Origin of the sequence: Robertmurraya sp. FSL W8-0741, assembly GCF_038004005.1 — a bacterium.
Classification (GTDB): Bacteria; Bacillota; Bacilli; order Bacillales; family Cytobacillaceae; genus Robertmurraya; species Robertmurraya siralis.
Genome location: NZ_JBBOQG010000001.1, coordinates 971,562 through 989,229 on the forward strand (window position 1 = coordinate 971,562; position 17,668 = coordinate 989,229).

At 41.2% G+C, this 17,668-nt stretch carries 14 protein-coding genes; all 14 read left to right on the top strand.

Annotated elements, in window-relative coordinates; genetic code table 11:
• Positions 1–10: 10 nt before the first annotated feature.
• Complete coding sequence (locus NST02_RS04625) at positions 11–1,360, top strand: M20 family metallopeptidase (protein ID WP_137744390.1); 1,350 nt, start codon at positions 11–13, stop codon at positions 1,358–1,360.
• Between the two features lie 62 nt (positions 1,361–1,422).
• Positions 1,423–2,901, top strand: coding sequence for a YfcC family protein (locus tag NST02_RS04630; protein WP_095310463.1), 1,479 nt, complete (start codon positions 1,423–1,425; stop codon positions 2,899–2,901).
• Positions 2,902–2,975: 74 nt separating this feature from the next.
• Positions 2,976–3,941 (top strand): carbamate kinase, encoded by a 966-nt coding sequence (arcC, locus tag NST02_RS04635; RefSeq protein WP_095310509.1) that lies wholly within the window; start codon positions 2,976–2,978, stop codon positions 3,939–3,941.
• Positions 3,942–4,214: 273 nt separating this feature from the next.
• Complete coding sequence (locus NST02_RS04640) at positions 4,215–4,904, top strand: Crp/Fnr family transcriptional regulator (protein ID WP_137744389.1); 690 nt, start codon at positions 4,215–4,217, stop codon at positions 4,902–4,904.
• Positions 4,905–4,952: 48 nt separating this feature from the next.
• Complete coding sequence (locus NST02_RS04645; RefSeq protein WP_095310459.1) at positions 4,953–6,701, top strand: methyl-accepting chemotaxis protein; 1,749 nt, start codon at positions 4,953–4,955, stop codon at positions 6,699–6,701.
• Between the two features lie 500 nt (positions 6,702–7,201).
• Positions 7,202–9,181 carry an excinuclease ABC subunit UvrB gene (gene uvrB / locus NST02_RS04650; protein ID WP_137744388.1) on the top strand — a complete coding sequence of 660 codons (1,980 nt, stop codon included), beginning with the start codon at positions 7,202–7,204 and terminating at the stop codon, positions 9,179–9,181.
• 7 nt (positions 9,182–9,188) lie between these two features.
• Entirely contained in the window at positions 9,189–12,065 is a 2,877-nt protein-coding gene (gene uvrA / locus NST02_RS04655; protein WP_212933747.1) for an excinuclease ABC subunit UvrA, read from the top strand.
• Positions 12,066–12,171: 106 nt separating this feature from the next.
• Positions 12,172–12,348, top strand: coding sequence for a hypothetical protein (locus NST02_RS04660; RefSeq protein ID WP_170211352.1), 177 nt, complete (start codon positions 12,172–12,174; stop codon positions 12,346–12,348).
• Between the two features lie 333 nt (positions 12,349–12,681).
• Positions 12,682–13,131, top strand: coding sequence for a PH domain-containing protein (locus tag NST02_RS04665; protein WP_212933746.1), 450 nt, complete (start codon positions 12,682–12,684; stop codon positions 13,129–13,131).
• A 314-nt stretch (positions 13,132–13,445) separates the two neighbouring features.
• Positions 13,446–14,330 (top strand): LysR family transcriptional regulator, encoded by an 885-nt coding sequence (locus NST02_RS04670; RefSeq protein WP_340948207.1) that lies wholly within the window; start codon positions 13,446–13,448, stop codon positions 14,328–14,330.
• Between the two features lie 284 nt (positions 14,331–14,614).
• Positions 14,615–16,000, top strand: a complete 1,386-nt coding sequence (locus NST02_RS04675; protein ID WP_235879540.1) for an anion permease — start codon at positions 14,615–14,617, stop codon at positions 15,998–16,000.
• Positions 16,001–16,025: 25 nt separating this feature from the next.
• Positions 16,026–16,202, top strand: coding sequence for a hypothetical protein (locus tag NST02_RS04680; RefSeq protein ID WP_170211351.1), 177 nt, complete (start codon positions 16,026–16,028; stop codon positions 16,200–16,202).
• A gap of 19 nt (positions 16,203–16,221) precedes the next feature.
• A complete protein-coding gene (locus NST02_RS04685) occupies positions 16,222–17,067 on the top strand; it encodes a fumarate hydratase (RefSeq protein WP_095310446.1) in 846 nt (281 codons plus the stop codon).
• A 16-nt stretch (positions 17,068–17,083) separates the two neighbouring features.
• Entirely contained in the window at positions 17,084–17,644 is a 561-nt protein-coding gene (locus NST02_RS04690; RefSeq protein ID WP_095310444.1) for a Fe-S-containing hydro-lyase, read from the top strand.
• The last annotated feature ends 24 nt before the right edge of the window (positions 17,645–17,668 follow it).

A 17,668-nucleotide genomic window follows, 5' to 3' on the forward strand; every position in this document is an offset into this window, starting at 1 on the left:
AGGTGATGCCATGAATGATTTTCATGAAATTAGAGAGGAAATTGAACGATTAAAAGCGGATTATATTCATTCGTTGGACGAGTTGATCAAAATTAAAAGTGTCATAGATGAGGATGATTCCCCCTTTCCTTTTGGCAGCGGAATTAATGAAGCGCTCAGAACAGCGTTGGCGATTTGCGAGCGATTAGGCTTCCGGACCTATTATGATCCGGCTGGCTATTACGGTTATGCAGAGGTTGGAAATGGACAGGAAATGGTTGGAATTCTTGGACATCTAGATGTCGTACCGGCAGGGCGGATTGAGGAGTGGAGCTATCCTCCATTTCAAGCCACTATTCAAAACGGCAGCATGTACGGAAGAGGAACACAGGATGATAAAGGGCCGATACTGGCCACCGTCTTTGCGGTAAAGGCATTAATGAATTTGCACAAGCCTTTTCAAAAGAGAATTCGGATTATCTTTGGGACCGATGAAGAAACACTGTGGAGATGTATGCAACGTTATCGTGAACAAGAGGAATGGCCGACAATGGGCTTTACACCTGATGCCATTTTTCCACTCGTTTACGCAGAAAAAGGTCTACTTCAGTTTTTGTTAAAAGGGAGAAATCAAACTTCTTTGCGCATGAATGGCGGGGATGCCTTCAATGCGGTGCCAAGGAGTATTCATTATCGTGGCGAGAAGCAGAAAGAGCTTGAAGAAAAGCTCCGTGAATTAGGCTTTGCATACGTTCCACAAGCAGCTGGATTGACCATTTTAGGAAAGCCAGCTCATGCTCAAGTGCCTGAGGAAGGAATTAATGCAATTACGCGTTTATGCATCGCTTTATATGAAATAGATGTCCATTCCAGTGTCATTGATTTTGTCTACGAAAAGGTAAGTACAGATGTATATGCCAGCGCTATTTTTGGGGATGTTCAAGATGAAGTATCAGGGCCTCTTAAGTTTAATATTGGGAAAATTTCGCTTCAAGATGAAGAGGTTTTGTCAGTGGATATGCGCATTCCTGTAACGGCTGATAAAAGTGAATTAGTAAATCGGTTAAGAGAAGTGATTAAACCGTATCAGCTTGAATACGAAGAGGTTGATTTTCTTGATTCAATCTATGTCCCCACCGATAGCCCGCTAATTCAAACTTTAATGAAGGTTTATCAAGAATCGACAGGTGATAAGGTGTCAGAGCCGATTTCGTCGGGTGGTGCAACCTATGCAAGAGCAATCGACAATTGTGTTGCGTTTGGAGCGATATTTCCAGATCAAGAAAAAGTGGAGCACCAGCCTAATGAATATATAGAGTTAGAAAAAATGTTCAAGGCTATGGAAATTTACGCACTAGCGATCTATGAGCTAAGTAAATAAAGGAACATTCATAGCTACATCGTTCTATATGGAAAATTAAATAGGTGTTAGGAGGCTTGAACATGAAAAAATTTAAAATGCCTACTGCTTACACGATTTTATTCTTGATCATCATCGCCATTGCTGCGCTCACTTGGGTTGTTCCGGCCGGTGAATATGAAAACAAAGACCCAGGGTCCGAAAGCTTTGAACCGGTTCCAGGCACTTATTCACCAGCAGAGCAAAATCCGCAAGGCGCCTGGGAGGTACTTTATGCCCCGATAAAAGGTTTCTTTGATGCTCAAGATATTGCCTTTTTTGTCATTGTTATTGGAGGTTTTTTAGGTGTTGTAGTAAAAACAGGGGCAATTGATGCAGGCATAGGTCGAATTGTCCGAAAGCTGAAGGGAAGGGAAATTTGGCTCATCCCCGTGTTAATGACGGTCTTTGCAATTGGAGGAACAACTTATGGGATGGCGGAGGAAACGATCGCTTTCTACCCGCTTGTGATTCCGATATTAATTGCCGCTGGCTACGATTCTTTGACCGCTGTCTCCATCATCGCTTTAGGTGCCGGTGTCGGTGTGCTTGGATCGACCATGAATCCATTTGCTACCGGAATTGCATCTGGTTTTGCTGGAATTTCGATTGGCGAGGGTTTATTGCTTCGCCTGATCATTCTTATTGTAGGTCTTGCTATAACAGTCGCCTTCGTGATGAAATATGCAAATCGAGTCAAAAATGACCCGCTGAAATCCCTTGTTGCTGATATGAAAGAAGATAATGAAAAGCATTTCCTTAAAGGGCAAGCAGAAGAGGTTCTCGAGCTTACTGGGAAAAGAAAAGCCGTATTAACCATATTTGCGGTCACGTTTGTGATCATGATTCTTGGTGTTATTCCATGGGCTTATAAGTTTGATATTCCATTCTTTGAAAATATGAATAATGCTATTTTAGGAATTCCTGTTATTGGGAAATTATTAGGCTCGATCATTCCGCTGGGAGACTGGTGGTTTGGAGAACTCACTTTATTATTCTTGTTTTCTTCTATTATTATTGCCTTTGTTTATAAAATGGGAGAGGTTGAGTACATTAATACTTTTGTAGATGGAGCAAAGGATCTATTAGGTGTTGCCTTAATCATTGGCATTTCCCGCGGTATTTCCATCGTGATGAATGATGGCGGAATGACGGCTACGGTTCTCCATTGGGGAGAAGAGCTATTGGCCGATGTGGGTCCAGTTGTTTTTACTAATCTATCATTTTTATTCTATCTGCCTTTGTCATTTTTAGTTCCATCAACCTCTGGATTGGCCACTTTATCAATGCCGATTATGGCACCTTTAGCGGAGTTTTCAGGTTTAGGACGGGATGTTGTCATTACAGCATTTCAAAGTGCCTCCGGAATTGTCAACCTTGTTACTCCAACAAGTGCCGTTATTATGGGAGCGCTCGCAATAGCCCGTATCCCTTACAACGTATACCTTAAGCATGTGTGGAAGCTGCTGCTTATTCTGACCGTTGTAGTGATGGCAATTATGAGTATTTCCGTATTGATTTAAACGCCAGACTTATTTAAATGTGTCACACGGCTAAGAAGCCGTCATTTCAGAATAGTAGATGTTGGGAGGATCGTATTATGTCAAAAAGAATTGTTGTCGCTCTGGGTGGAAATGCGATTCAAACTGGGAATGGGGCAACTGCCGATGAGCAGCAGCAAGCCTGTATCCGTACAGCACGAGAATTGGTGAAGTTAATTAAAGATGGTCATAAATTAATTATTACTCACGGGAATGGCCCGCAGGTTGGAAATTTATTGCTTCAACAGAAGGCCGCTGAGTCAGAAACGACGCCTGCGCTTCCTCTTGATACATGCGGTGCCATGAGTGAAGGGATGATCGGCTACTGGCTGCAAAATGCGATGGATAAAGCCCTTTTAGAAAATGGGATTGAAAAAGATGTGGTAACAGTAGTAACAAGGACATTGGTAGAGGAAAATGATCCGGCATTTGTCCAGCCAACAAAACCAATTGGCCCTTTTTATACAGAGGAAGAGGCGAAGAGACTAGAAAAAGAACAAGGCTTTGTCTTTAAGGAGGATGCAGGCAGAGGTTGGCGCAGGGTTGTCCCTTCACCTAAGCCGACAGCAGTATTAGAGTACCGAATTATCAATCAATTAGTGGATGATGGAGACATCGTCATAGCTGGTGGAGGTGGGGGAATTCCAGTCATAAAAGGAACAGATGGAATTGAAGGAGTGGAGGCGGTCATCGATAAAGATTTTGCTTCACAAAAATTAGCAGAATTAGTTGATGCTGATATTCTCCTGATTTTAACGGCTGTTCCTAATGTGGCGATCAATTTCAATCAGCCAAACCAGCAATTTTTCAATGAGGTGACTGTGGAGGAGCTAAAAAAACATATTGCTGATGGACAGTTTGCACCAGGAAGCATGCTTCCCAAAGTAGAAGCAGCTATTGAGTTTGCTAAATCGAGATGCGGGCGAAAAACAATTATTACTTCCCTGACTCAAGCTTATGGTGCGATTACAAATGGTGCGGGGACACATATTATCGCGAAAGAAGAATTGGTTATGCACTAGATTTTCAAGCTTTAAGAGACTGCTATTTTAGTGGTCTCTTTAGGCTATTCTCCCATTTATAAATCCTCCTCCATTTCCCAGTTCGCTCTTTTTAGCTTGAGAAAGAAATGCCTTATTTGGGATGAGATAAAGAGCGGCGTTATCCGCGGAAAAATGCTGAATGGATGTTCGAAAATTGCCATACAACGGTAAGTTGAGCGCTTTCTTAACTATATATAATAGAATTGTAGAGTCGACCATACATCACTGTAACAACAATGAGGAGGGGTATAGATGAAACCAGAAAACATTGTTGAATTATTAAAGAGCTTTGAAGTGTTTTCCCATAGTTCTGAGAAAGAATTAATTCAATTAAGCTCATTTGTGTACTGGAGAACCTATAGAAAGGGACAAATGTTGTTCACCGCTGGCGATCCCCGGGAAAGAATCTATTTATTAGTGGATGGATTTGTAAAGCTGGAAAAAAACAACTCTGACGCGACTCTTTTGTATTCAGATTATATTAAGCCAAATACATTATTTCCTTATGGCGGACTTTTTTCAGATCCGGATTATCATTACTCAGCGATAGCTGTTACGGATGTGGAATTATTATATTTGCCAACCTTTTATTTTGAAGATACAGTGAAGCGAAGTAAAAAGCATCTCCTTCATGTTGTTCGTGAATTATCGTCTATTTTAAGATTACATGAAACAAGGCTGCAAAAAATGACGAACTCAAATGCAACTGAACGAGTTATTCATACGATAAGCTACTTGATGGAGGATTTGGGCAGTCAGGAAGGGGATGTGATTACTCTTAGATGTCCAATTACGACAACGGATATCTCCAATATTTCAGGAACCTCGAGAGAGACAGTTAGCCATGTGATCAATGACTTAAAAAAGAATAAGATCCTATCTTTTACTTATAAAAAAATGACCATTCATGATCAGCAATATTTTCAGTTGGAGAGCTCTTAATAGTTGGTATTGGTGAAATCTCGCTTAAGGGACGGAGATGAGTGATGAATGAAGCAAAAAGAAACGAAACTGGGCACGAAAATCACATGGTCATTAATGATTGTCATGGTTTTTATTTTAGTCATGACGGTCTTTATTTTGATTCAAAATACTTCTAAAGCAGTTGAGCAAACGATTTCAAACTATAGTATACAAACAGCAGAAAATATTGTTGGCTTCATTGATGTAAACCAATATGAAGAGTTCCTTGCAACCAAAGTGGAGAATGATGATTATTGGGAGCTACGGGAACAATTAAATGATTTAAGAGAAAAAACCGGTTCGTTTTATGTTTACACATTAGCAGTGGATGATGACAAAAATGTAATGATGTACATCGATGGTCTGCCAAGGGACTCTGATATTTCCGCATCAATTGGTGCTCCAACTACGGCAACAACTTACGAAGATATCGAACCAGTTCTTGATGGAAATGTGAGTCATACGGAAATTGTTCACGATCCGGAATATGGGGATTACTTATCAGCGTTTGCCCCTATTACCAACAGCAGCGGCAGTGTGATTGGAATATTAGGAGTGGATATTGATGCCAGAGCGGTAGGGGCTATCCAGAATACAGTTAATAAAGAAGGGTTGCCTTTATTCATCGGAGTAAACGTTTTGGCCATTGCCATGGCAGGTGGTGCTTTATTTTTGTATGTGAACCGAATGCTGAAAAGATTTCCATCACTAACAAGAACAGCAAATGTGATTGCAGAAGGTGATCTAGTTGCGGCTGATAAAATAATGAAGGAAGAGCACAGCAATAGTTCAGGAGAAATGAAAGTTTTATCAGACGCCTTCAGCGTTATGATTCGAAATATGAAAGAGATCATTTTAAATATTTCTGCTACTTCCATGAAGTTAATGGGGGCAGCAAAACATCTGAACGCAAATGTTTCTGATGTAAATGAAGCAAGTACGATGATTGCAAAATCCGTAACAGAAGTGGCTAGCGGCAATCAAACACAACTCCAGAAGACGAATGAATCGAAAGTCGCTATTGAACAAATGGCGCAAGGAATTCAAAATATCGCTGAATCGGCAAGCCATGTAGCAGAATCGTCACAAGAGATGATCAACAAAGTTAAACGTGGGGACGAAGAACTAACAACAGTTATGAATCAAATCGATAGGATTCAGGCAACTGTGTCCCAAAACTCTAATGTTACAAAGGAATTGGGGCAACAGGTTCAAGAAGTGGAACTCATTTTAAAAGTTATTTCTAATATCGCCGATGAAACCAACTTATTAGCTCTTAATGCTGCAATTGAAGCAGCAAGAGCAGGGGACCATGGCAAGGGATTTGCTGTTGTAGCAGACGAGGTAAGAAAGTTGGCCGAGCAATCCAAGCATTCTGCGGAACAAATTTCACGGCTAATTGCAAAATATCAGCACACCACGATACAGGTCGTAACAGAAATGGACAATAGCATAAATGAGGTAGAACTCGGCGTCAACGCCATCCATTCAGCCGGTGCTACCTTCAAAGGAATCTTTGAGGCGATTCAAAAAGTAAACGAAGAACTCCAAGAAGTGACAGCAACAACGGAACAAATGTCAGCAGCCTCAGAAGAGCTATCCGCTTCCATCGACGAAGTCGCCCAATTATCCCAAGCATCCGCAAGCTACTCAACCGAGGTTGCCGCCTCAACCGAAGAGCAGATGAACATTTTCAACGATATCAAAAGATCAACGGACCTTTTACAAACACTATCTGAACAGATGGACGAAGCAATTAAGAAATTCAAGATTTAATGCGAATATGAGAATGAAAGCGACCAATGGAAATGGCAATTTCGTGGTCGCTTTTATTTGTCGCTGCTGTTACTTGGGGGTTAGGATCAAAACCTCTGGGACTCTGGATCATAGCGGAGCGCAAACAAGTAGGAATCGGTGCAATCTCGTACAGATCGCGCACAATCAAAACGAGATCAGTGCAATCCTGAGAAGAATACGCGCAAACAAGGAAGAAACCGTCGCAATCCCAGCCAAAACACGCACAAAGCAAGATCCGCGTAATCGACGCGAAAGCACACGAAACCCTCCCTCGCACTTTCGTACAACTCGTCCAAACCACTTGCAATCCCCACTCAAAATTGGCAAAGTCCTCTTTCAAACTCCCAATTTTGAATGAAACTATTTCCAAAAGTAAAAAAAACGAATATCCGTTCGCATATTATTGGTTAGTTTTTGATTGTTTGTGGTAGAATGAGAATATGAGTTCATCGGATTCAAGTGGAGAAGGAGGCTTTTGTGTGAAGGATCAGTTTGAATTGGTTTCGAAATATTCACCTCAAGGGGATCAGCCAGAGGCTATACGAAAAATTGTTGAGGGAATAAAGACGGGGAAGAAGCATCAGACTTTGCTTGGAGCTACAGGAACCGGGAAGACATTTACGATTTCCAATGTCATTAAGGAAGTGAATAAGCCGACCCTTGTCATCGCTCATAATAAAACGTTGGCAGGACAGCTTTATAGTGAGTTTAAAGACTTTTTTCCCAATAATGCGGTTGAATACTTTGTCAGCTATTATGACTATTATCAGCCAGAGGCATATGTTCCTTCCACTGATACATTTATTGAGAAGGATTCAAGTATTAATGATGAAATAGATAAGCTTCGTCACTCGGCAACGTCCGCTTTGTTTGAGCGGAAAGATGTCATCATCATTGCCAGTGTTTCCTGTATTTATGGTTTAGGTTCGCCTGAAGAATATCGGGAAATGGTTCTTTCTTTAAGAACAGGAATGGAGATTGAACGCAATCAGCTTCTCAGACGATTAGTAGATATACAATATGAGCGTAACGACATCAACTTTCAACGTGGTACCTTTCGCGTAAGGGGAGATGTGGTTGAGATTTTCCCTGCTTCAAAGGATGAGCATTGCTTAAGAGTAGAGTTTTTTGGTGACGAAATTGATCGGATTCGTGAAGTGGATGCTTTAACTGGTGAAATTATGGGAGAAAGAGAGCATGTTGCTATCTTCCCAGCATCCCACTTCGTGACCCGTGAGGAAAAAATGAGAGTAGCGATTGAAAATATTGAAAAAGAGCTGGAAGAACGTTTAAAGCACTTAAGAGAAAACGATAAGCTCCTTGAGGCTCAGCGTTTGGAGCAAAGAACACGTTATGATCTTGAAATGATGAGAGAAATGGGCTTTTGTTCAGGGATTGAAAACTATTCAAGACATTTAACACTAAGACCGTCCGGTTCAACGCCATATACACTTCTCGATTATTTCCCAGAGGACTTTTTAATTGTCATTGATGAATCTCATGTGACGCTGCCACAGGTTCGGGGAATGTATAATGGTGACCAAGCACGAAAGCAAGTGCTGGTCGATCATGGATTCCGATTGCCTTCAGCGATGGACAACCGTCCATTGAGATTTGAAGAATTTGAACAACATATTAATCAAATTGTTTATATTTCGGCGACTCCTGGTCCGTATGAAATAGAGCACACGCCTGAGATGGTCGAACAAATCATTCGCCCAACAGGTCTGCTTGATCCAACGATTGATGTAAGGCCGATCGAAGGGCAGATTGATGATTTGATTGGCGAAATTCAGGAGCGGATTAAGCGCAATGAGCGCGTTCTCGTCACGACTTTAACGAAGAAGATGTCCGAGGATTTAACGGATTACTTAAAAGAAATTGGCATTAAGGTCAATTACTTGCATTCAGAGGTAAAAACTTTGGAGCGGATTGAGATTATCCGTGAGCTTCGTCTTGGGAAGTTCGATGTTTTAGTCGGAATTAACCTTCTCCGTGAAGGATTAGATATTCCTGAGGTTTCACTAGTGGCAATTTTGGATGCGGATAAAGAAGGCTTTCTCCGTTCGGAGCGCTCGCTCATCCAGACAATTGGTCGGGCAGCCCGTAATTCGAATGGTCATGTCATCATGTATGCTGACCGGATCACGAATTCGATGGAGTTGGCAATAAGTGAGACAAAACGGCGTCGTGCCATTCAAGAAGAATATAATAAAAAGCATGGTATTACGCCGACGACCATCAAGAAGGATATTCGTGAAGCGATTCGAGCGACGCTTGTTGCCGAGGAGACAGAAGAGTACACACCGGCGCAAAAGCTTGGTTCTTTAACGAAGAAAGAAAAGGAAAAAGTGCTTGAAGAGATGGAAAAGGAAATGAAGGAAGCGGCAAAGGCCCTCAATTTTGAAAGAGCGGCTGAATTGCGTGATTTAATTTTAGAGTTAAAAGCGGAGGGATAAAGAAACGATGGCAATGGAGAAATTGGTTGTAAAGGGAGCTCGGGCCCATAATTTAAAAAACATTGATGTCACGATCCCGAGAGACAAGCTTGTTGTACTGACAGGACTTTCTGGTTCAGGAAAGTCCTCTCTCGCTTTTGACACCATTTACGCTGAGGGGCAGCGTCGCTATGTCGAATCATTATCTGCCTATGCGAGACAATTTTTAGGACAAATGGATAAACCTGATGTCGATACGATTGAAGGATTGTCGCCGGCGATTTCAATTGATCAAAAAACGACGAGTCGCAATCCACGTTCTACCGTTGGAACAGTTACGGAAATCTACGATTATTTACGCTTGTTATTTGCAAGGGTGGGCAGACCGACCTGTCCAAATCATGGAATCGAAATTACCTCACAAACGATTGAGCAAATGGTTGATCGGGTGTTTGAATATCCGGAGCGGACAAAGATACAAGTTCTTGCACCAGTGGTTTCTGGTCGTAAGGGCAGCCATGTCAAGATGCTTGAGGATATTAAGAAACAGGGCTATGTCCGTGTTCGCATCGATGGAGAAATGTATGATCTTGGCGAAGAAATTTCTCTTGATAAAAATAAAAAGCATTCCATTGAAGTGGTCATTGACCGCATCGTTGTCAAAGAAGGGGTCAGCTCCCGTCTGGCAGATTCGTTGGAGTCGGCTTTAAAGCTTGGCGATGGCAAGGTGCTGATCGATGTGATTGGGGAAGAAGAACTTCTGTTCAGTGAACATCATGCCTGTCCGCATTGCGGTTTTTCAATCGGAGAGCTTGAGCCGAGAATGTTTTCTTTTAACAGTCCGTTTGGGGCTTGTCCTGATTGTGACGGCTTAGGCTCGAAGCTTGAAGTAGATAAAGAACTGATTATCCCCAACTGGGATCTTACATTAAAGCAAGGGGCGATCGCACCTTGGGAACCAGTCAGTTCACAATATTACCCTCAATTGCTTGAAGCGGTTTGCAATCATTACGGGATCGATATGAATACACCTGTAAAGAATTTACCAGGGCATGAAATTGAAAAGATTCTTTACGGTTCAGAGACAGATAAAATCTATTTCCGTTATGAGAACGATTTTGGTCAAATTCGTGAAAACTACATTCAATTTGAAGGTGTAATCGGCAATGTCGAACGCCGTTATAAAGAAACAAGCTCCGACTATATTCGTGAACAGATGGAAAAATACATGGCGGAGCAGGCTTGCCCAACTTGTAAGGGCAAACGCCTTAAGAAGGAAAGTTTAGCCGTTCTCATTGATGGGGAGAACATCGCAAATGTAACTTCTCTTTCAATAAGAGAAGCATATGACAAAATGGACGGCATTACATTAACAGAAAAAGAGAAGCAAATTGCCAACGCTATTTTCCGTGAAATTCGGGAAAGACTTGGATTTCTCATCAATGTCGGTCTCGATTATTTAACGCTTAATCGGGCAGCTGGTACTTTGTCAGGTGGTGAAGCGCAGCGAATTCGCTTGGCAACTCAAATTGGTTCCCGTTTAACTGGTGTTCTTTATATTTTAGATGAACCATCAATTGGTCTTCATCAACGGGATAATGATCGGCTCATTGGAACGCTGAAAAATATGCGTGACATTGGCAATACTCTTATCGTTGTTGAGCATGATGAAGATACGATGCTTGCTGCTGACTATTTAATTGATATTGGACCAGGTGCAGGTGTGCACGGCGGCGAAGTTGTTTCTGCTGGGACGCCAAAAGAAGTGATGGAGGATGTATATTCTCTTACAGGACAATATTTATCAGGCAAAAAATTCATTCCGCTTCCCATTGAACGAAAAAAGGATGATGGCCGTTTTCTAGAAATTAAGGGAGCGAAAGAGAACAATTTGAAAAATGTAAGCGTCAAGTTTCCGCTTGGAATGTTCATTGCGGTTACAGGTGTTTCAGGTTCAGGTAAAAGTACGCTTGTAAATGAAATCTTGCATAAAGCACTGGCGCAAAAGCTCAATCGGGCTAAAACAAGACCTGGACAATATAAAGAGATTAAAGGGATCGAGCATTTAGATAAAGTAATTGACATCGATCAATCGCCAATCGGCCGAACTCCTCGCTCAAATCCAGCAACGTATACAGGTGTATTCGATGATATTCGTGATCTGTTTGCAGCTACAAATGAAGCGAAAGTGCGCGGATATAAAAAGGGTCGTTTTAGCTTTAACGTAAAAGGCGGTCGTTGTGAAGCGTGCCGCGGTGACGGAATTATTAAAATTGAAATGCATTTTCTCCCTGATGTATACGTTCCATGCGAGGTTTGTCATGGGAAACGTTATAACAGGGAAACGTTGGAAGTGAAATATAAAGGGAAGAGCATATCCGATATTTTGGAAATGACAGTAGAAGATTCTTTGGAATTCTTCGAGAACATTCCGAAAATCCAACGGAAAATGCAAACGATATATGATGTCGGATTAGGTTATATTAAGCTGGGACAACCGGCTACAACATTGTCTGGTGGAGAGGCACAGCGGGTTAAGCTTGCTTCTGAACTTCATCGCCGCTCGACAGGCCGTTCTCTTTATATTCTTGACGAGCCGACAACAGGGCTCCATGTTGACGATATTTCGAGATTGTTAGTCGTGCTGCAGCGATTAGTTGAAAACGGGGATACGGTTCTAGTCATTGAGCATAATTTAGATGTGATCAAGACAGCAGATTATCTTGTTGACTTAGGTCCTGAAGGAGGAGATAAGGGAGGAACGATCGTTGCAACCGGAACTCCAGAAAAAATTGCAGATACTCCTGAGTCCCATACCGGAAAGTATTTAAAACCTATTCTTGAACGGGATCGTCAAAGAATGCACGAACTCATTCAGAAAAAAGAAGAAAGTGTTGTCAACTAAGTTCCAAAACTTCCTAAAGCGGCTTACAAATATATGACGGTACTGTAATCTTTGTCACTGTGTTACCTTGTCTAGTTTACTATAGTTAAACTGGGAGGTGATACGGATGAAAGTTAATTATCCAGTAAAAGAAGCGACGGATATTAAAGAAATTAAAGCAATGCTTAAGCCATTTGGCGGTAGATGTGCTAAATTCGTTGATGGCAACCTCGAATATCAAATCAAAGAAGAACAGGAAGATGAAGCTTACAAGCTATTAAAAGAAAAAGGGATCGTTCAGTAAAGGCCTGACTTTGGATAATCGAGTCAACGAAAATCGTGACTGGACCGATATATGGACTGTTTTGACCGATATATTTGCATAAAGACCGAAATATTTTGATTTAGACCGATAAAACGGAATAAAGACCGAAATATTTTATTTAAGACCGATATCCAAAAAAGAACTTAATTTTGTTTGGGGGCTGTCCACAATGGACAGCCCTTTTCTGGTTTATTGGCGTTCAATTTTGAAGTAAAAGCTTTTATTCGTAGCAATCTTCCCTGAATCGGCAATGATCGATGAAACATTTTCAATAGGCCTTCGTATAAAAAACAAAGGGGGTATAGTGAGCCAATGGTTTTTCATTCAAAAGTAGATGCTTTTTTTGTGAATTTTATGTTGATTGTCGTGCTCATTGTTGGTTTGGCTTCATTCTTTCCATTATTTTTAGAAGGTGGAACTGAGCCTTTAGTAGTTATGATATTGACTTCAACTTTTTTTATTGTGATCGGCTTTATTTTATGGTGTGTCTTTTCCGTTAAATATGTTTTCTATCAAGGCTATTTATTGGTCAAAGGCGGACCAATTAGAAGCAGAATTCCGTATGAAGAGATCACAAAGGTTTCCCCGACAAGAGAAATCCTCACGGGTTATAGAATATTGTCATCACGTGACGCAATTGAAATTTTTTATAAAAAAGCTATTTTAGGTAGTGTGAAAATTTCCCCGAAGGAGCAAAAAAAATTTATTACCGAATTAAAAAAACGCTGTCCTCATGCACAGGTGGAAAATGACACACGCTAAACTTCCTCATGTATTTTTGTTGCACCGCTTTATATAAAGAGGTTCTATTAAAGCACCTGCGAAGCATTGTTTCGCAGGTGCTTGTTTATTTTGAAAGACTTTATAAACACCTTACCTATGTGCTTAATAATGAAATGTCAAGCTGTAAATGAACATTTTGTTACAGGATTCCACTTACATTAATTACAAAACAGTATCAAAAGTTACCTATCTAATCTGCCTGTACAAAGCCAAATATAATGACAGTGAATTCGACAATTGTGTTGTGGATTCACAAATTTTTGGAACTAGAAAAGGAAACAGGAGGTTAGAAAATGGAGCTTAGACAATTAGAGTATTTTGTTGAGGTAAGTCGTTTGAAGAGCTTTACACATGCTGCAGAATCACTACATGTATCACAGCCATCCATTTCCAACTCACTTCATAAGCTAGAACGGGAATTAGGGGTAAAACTTCTTGAGAGAACAACGAAGAGCGTTTCGCTTACATTGAAGGGAGAAAAATTTCTCGCTCGTATGGTCGAGATTTTAGCCAATATGGATGAAGCGATACAAGAAATTAGTGACGCAAATGATGGAGTCGTGAATTTTGGCCTTCCACCGATGATTGGTGCACAAATGTTTCCGAATGTATTTATGGGATTTAAAGAAAAATATGCAAAGATAGAATTTGCGGTTATTGAAAAGGGATCTGTCGCAATTAGAAAGCTGATTGAAAAGGGGGAATTGGAAATGGGCTTTATTATTCTCCCAGAACAGTCCGATAAATTAGAAATGCTGCCCCTAGTTCAGGATCAGCTTGTCATATGTATGCCAAAAAATCATGAATTAAGTCGAAAAAAGAGTTTAAGCTGCAGTGATCTGGTTAATGAGAAATTCATTATGCTCTCTGAGGAATATGTACATCATGATGCCTTATTAAAGCATTGTTTTCCGTCTACGATAAAGCCGAACATTATTTTTACATCAGATAAAGTTGAAACAGTCAAGGCAATGGTTGCGAAGGGGCTCGGACTTTCTTTGCTGATGGATCTATACGTGAAGGACCGTCAAGAGATCGTTTCTGTTCCATTGCAAAATCGCATTTATATCAATATTGGACTAGCTTGGAGGAAAGGAAAAAAATTATCCAATGAATATAAAAAGGTAGCGGAGTTTATTCGTGATTATTTCAATCAAAGCAATCGAGTGGCAAAGTGATCACAATTATTTTTGTAATTGTGTTTTTAAAAAAGGAACTTTGTGAAAAATTTCACTTATAGTTTTTACCTATTAGTTTATAGAAAATCGGTATTTCACGGTCAAGAAATTATATGTGAAGATATGCACATAAGCAGGAGTTAACAGCTCTCTGCCCATTTTGAAAACAAATATTTTAGGGAGTGAAAAAAATGGGAGCGGCAGTAAGAAATTTAGCTCAGCCTCAAATTCCTTCAAAGATTCGGCAAGCAAAGGAGAAGCCAAGCAAAGAAGTTAATTTTCTCATGTTGTTTATTACGTTAGCAGTTGGAGCGATAATTTGGTTTATCGGGGCACCTGTTGGTTTGGATCCAAAGGCGTGGCAGTTGTTTGCCATTTTCGTAGCTACGATAGTCGGGCTCATCATTAAGCCGATGCCGATGGGGGGCGTGGCGATTCTCTCGATTACAGCGGTTGTTTTAACAGGAACGTTGGAGTTAGGCGATGCTTTAAGTGGCTTTCAAAATACGACGATCTGGTTGATTGTCATCGCCTTCTTTATTTCAAGAGGATTTATTAAAACAGGCTTGGGGAATCGTGTGGCCTACATGTTTGTTAAAAAATTCGGAAAGAAGACATTAGGGCTTTCTTATTCATTGTTAATCAGTGACTTAATTTTAGCACCCGCGATGCCAAGTAATACGGCCCGTGGTGGGGGAATAATCTTTCCGATTATCCGCTCTTTATCAGAAACATTTGGCTCGAAAGTGGAAGACGGGACAGAAAGGAAAATTGGTTCCTTCCTCACAAAAGTTGCTTTCCAAGGAAATATGGTGACTTCTGCTATGTTTTTAACAGCGATGGCGGCCAATCCTTTAGCAGCCTCACTCGCCGGTGATGCTGGAGTTAGAATCACATGGACCGGCTGGGCAATTGCCGCATTAGTGCCAGGGGTCGTCAGTTTGATTGTCGTCCCTTACTTTATCTACAAGGTTTATCCACCAGAGATAAAAGAGACCCCTGCAGCAGCAGAAATTGCGACGAAGAAACTGCAGGAGATGGGACCTATTCGTAAATCTGAGTGGAATATGATTGCCGTATTTTTACTCATTTTAGGCTTATGGATTTTTGGTGAAAACATTGGAATTAATGCAACAACGACAGCGTTGATTGGATTATCAGTCTTATTGCTATCATCCGTTTTATCTTGGAAGGACATTAAAAAAGAAGAGGGCGCATGGGATACATTGGTTTGGTTTGCAGCCCTTGTGATGATGGCCTCCTACTTAAATACATTAGGGATGATTCCATGGTTTAGCGACTTGATGAGTGGAGCAGTAAGTGGTCTTTCTTGGATCTTGGCATTAGGTGCATTAGCACTTATTTATTTCTATTCTCATTATTTTTTTGCTAGCAGTACGGCTCATGTCAGTGCTATGTATGCCGCCTTTTTAGCGGTTGCAATGGCTGCGGGTGCACCGCCAATGCTAACAGCTCTTATTTTAGGATTCTTTGGCAATTTATTTGGCTGTATTACGCATTATGGTTCAGGGCCGGCACCGGTTTTCTTTGGTTCCGGTTATGTAACGCAAAATAAATGGTGGTCGATCGGTTTTGCCATTTCTATTATTCATATCATTATTTGGGCTGTGATTGGTGGAGTTTGGTGGAAAATTCTTGGACTATGGTAAACCGATTGTCAGGAGGCGATCTCAGTTGAAATCACAATGCTGTCAAGCAGACGTTATGAAAAGAAGCAAAATAGATGCCTTTCATGGAGCGGATGACGAATATGAACTGCAAATACCAGTCATCATTTGCAGGAAATGTGGCCGTGAAGAACAGCTTATTTTCAGTGGTCAAAAAGTAAAAACAAATCGTAAAGCAAGCTAGAAAAAACGGAGGGGTAGAAATGAGAGAGATAACAGTAGAGCAAATTACTGAAGCAGTAAAAAGAATGAGCATTGAGGCGGCATGCGATCTTCCAGAAGATGTTGAAAAATTACTGAAAGAAGCAGTCGCAACAGAAGAATCACAGTTTGGGAAATATAGTCTTGAAAAAATAGTGAAGAATGTCGAGCTTGCGCGAGCAGAACATGCCCCGATGTGTCAGGATACAGGAATTGTCATTGTGTTTGCAGAGGTGGGTCAGGACGCTCGAATCGTTGGTGGAAGCTTAAACGACGCCATTAATGAAGGAGTAAGACAGGGTTATCAAGAGGGCTATCTACGTAAGTCTGTCGTCCGAGATCCGGTTTTAGATCGGAAAAATACTGGCGATAACACGCCAGCGGTCATTTATACAGAACTTGTACCCGGTGACAAAATCAAGATTCAAGTTCTTCCTAAGGGAGCCGGCAGTGAAAATATGGGGGCATTAAAAATGTTAAAGCCTGCCGAAGGATTAGAAGGGGTCAAGGATTTCATCATTAAAGCGGTTACCCAAGCGGGAGGAAACCCTTGTCCGCCAGTCATCGTTGGAGTTGGAATTGGGGGCACGATGGATAAGAGCACTCTTTTAGCGAAGAAGGCATTGGCCCGTCAAGCTGGTCAGCCCCATCCAAATCCAAAATATCAAGCACTAGAAGAAGAATTGCTAGTAGAGATCAATAAGCTGGGAATAGGACCTCAAGGCTTCGGTGGCAAAGTAACAGCTTTAGCTGTTCATATTGAAACCTATCCAACGCATATCGCGACCATGCCAGTATCCGTTTGTTTAAATTGCCATGCTGCAAGACATAAGGAAGCCATTCTTTAATAAAGGGGGAACGAATATGACGAATATTAAAAAAATCACCACTCCGTTAACAGACGAAGTTGTCAAAGGTTTAAAAGCAGGCGATCAAGTATCGATATCTGGCGTCATTTATACTGCGAGGGACGCTGCCCACAAGCTTTTAACTGAAGCGATTCAAGCAGGGGAAGAGCTGCCTGTTGATTTCAACAATCAAATCATTTATTATGCGGGGCCAACACCTGCCAAGCCAGGAAAGGTCATTGGTTCATGTGGACCAACGACAAGCGGTCGGATGGATGCCTACTCGCCGTTAATGATGGAACAAGGATTAAAAGGGATGATTGGGAAAGGCCCTCGCAGTAAAGAGGTCGTGGAAGCGATGATTGCTAATCATGTTGTTTATTTTGCAGCAATTGGTGGAGCGGCTGCATTGATTGCCGATTCCGTCAAGGAAGCAGAAGTTGTTGCCTTTGATGAGTTAGGCCCAGAAGCTATTCGCCGCTTAGTAGTTGAGGACTACCCTTGTATCGTAGCGATAGATTCAGAGGGTCATAACTTGTATGAATTAGGTGTTCAGCAATACAAGATCGTAGATTAAGGCAGTGCAGAAGAAGAGGGGGGA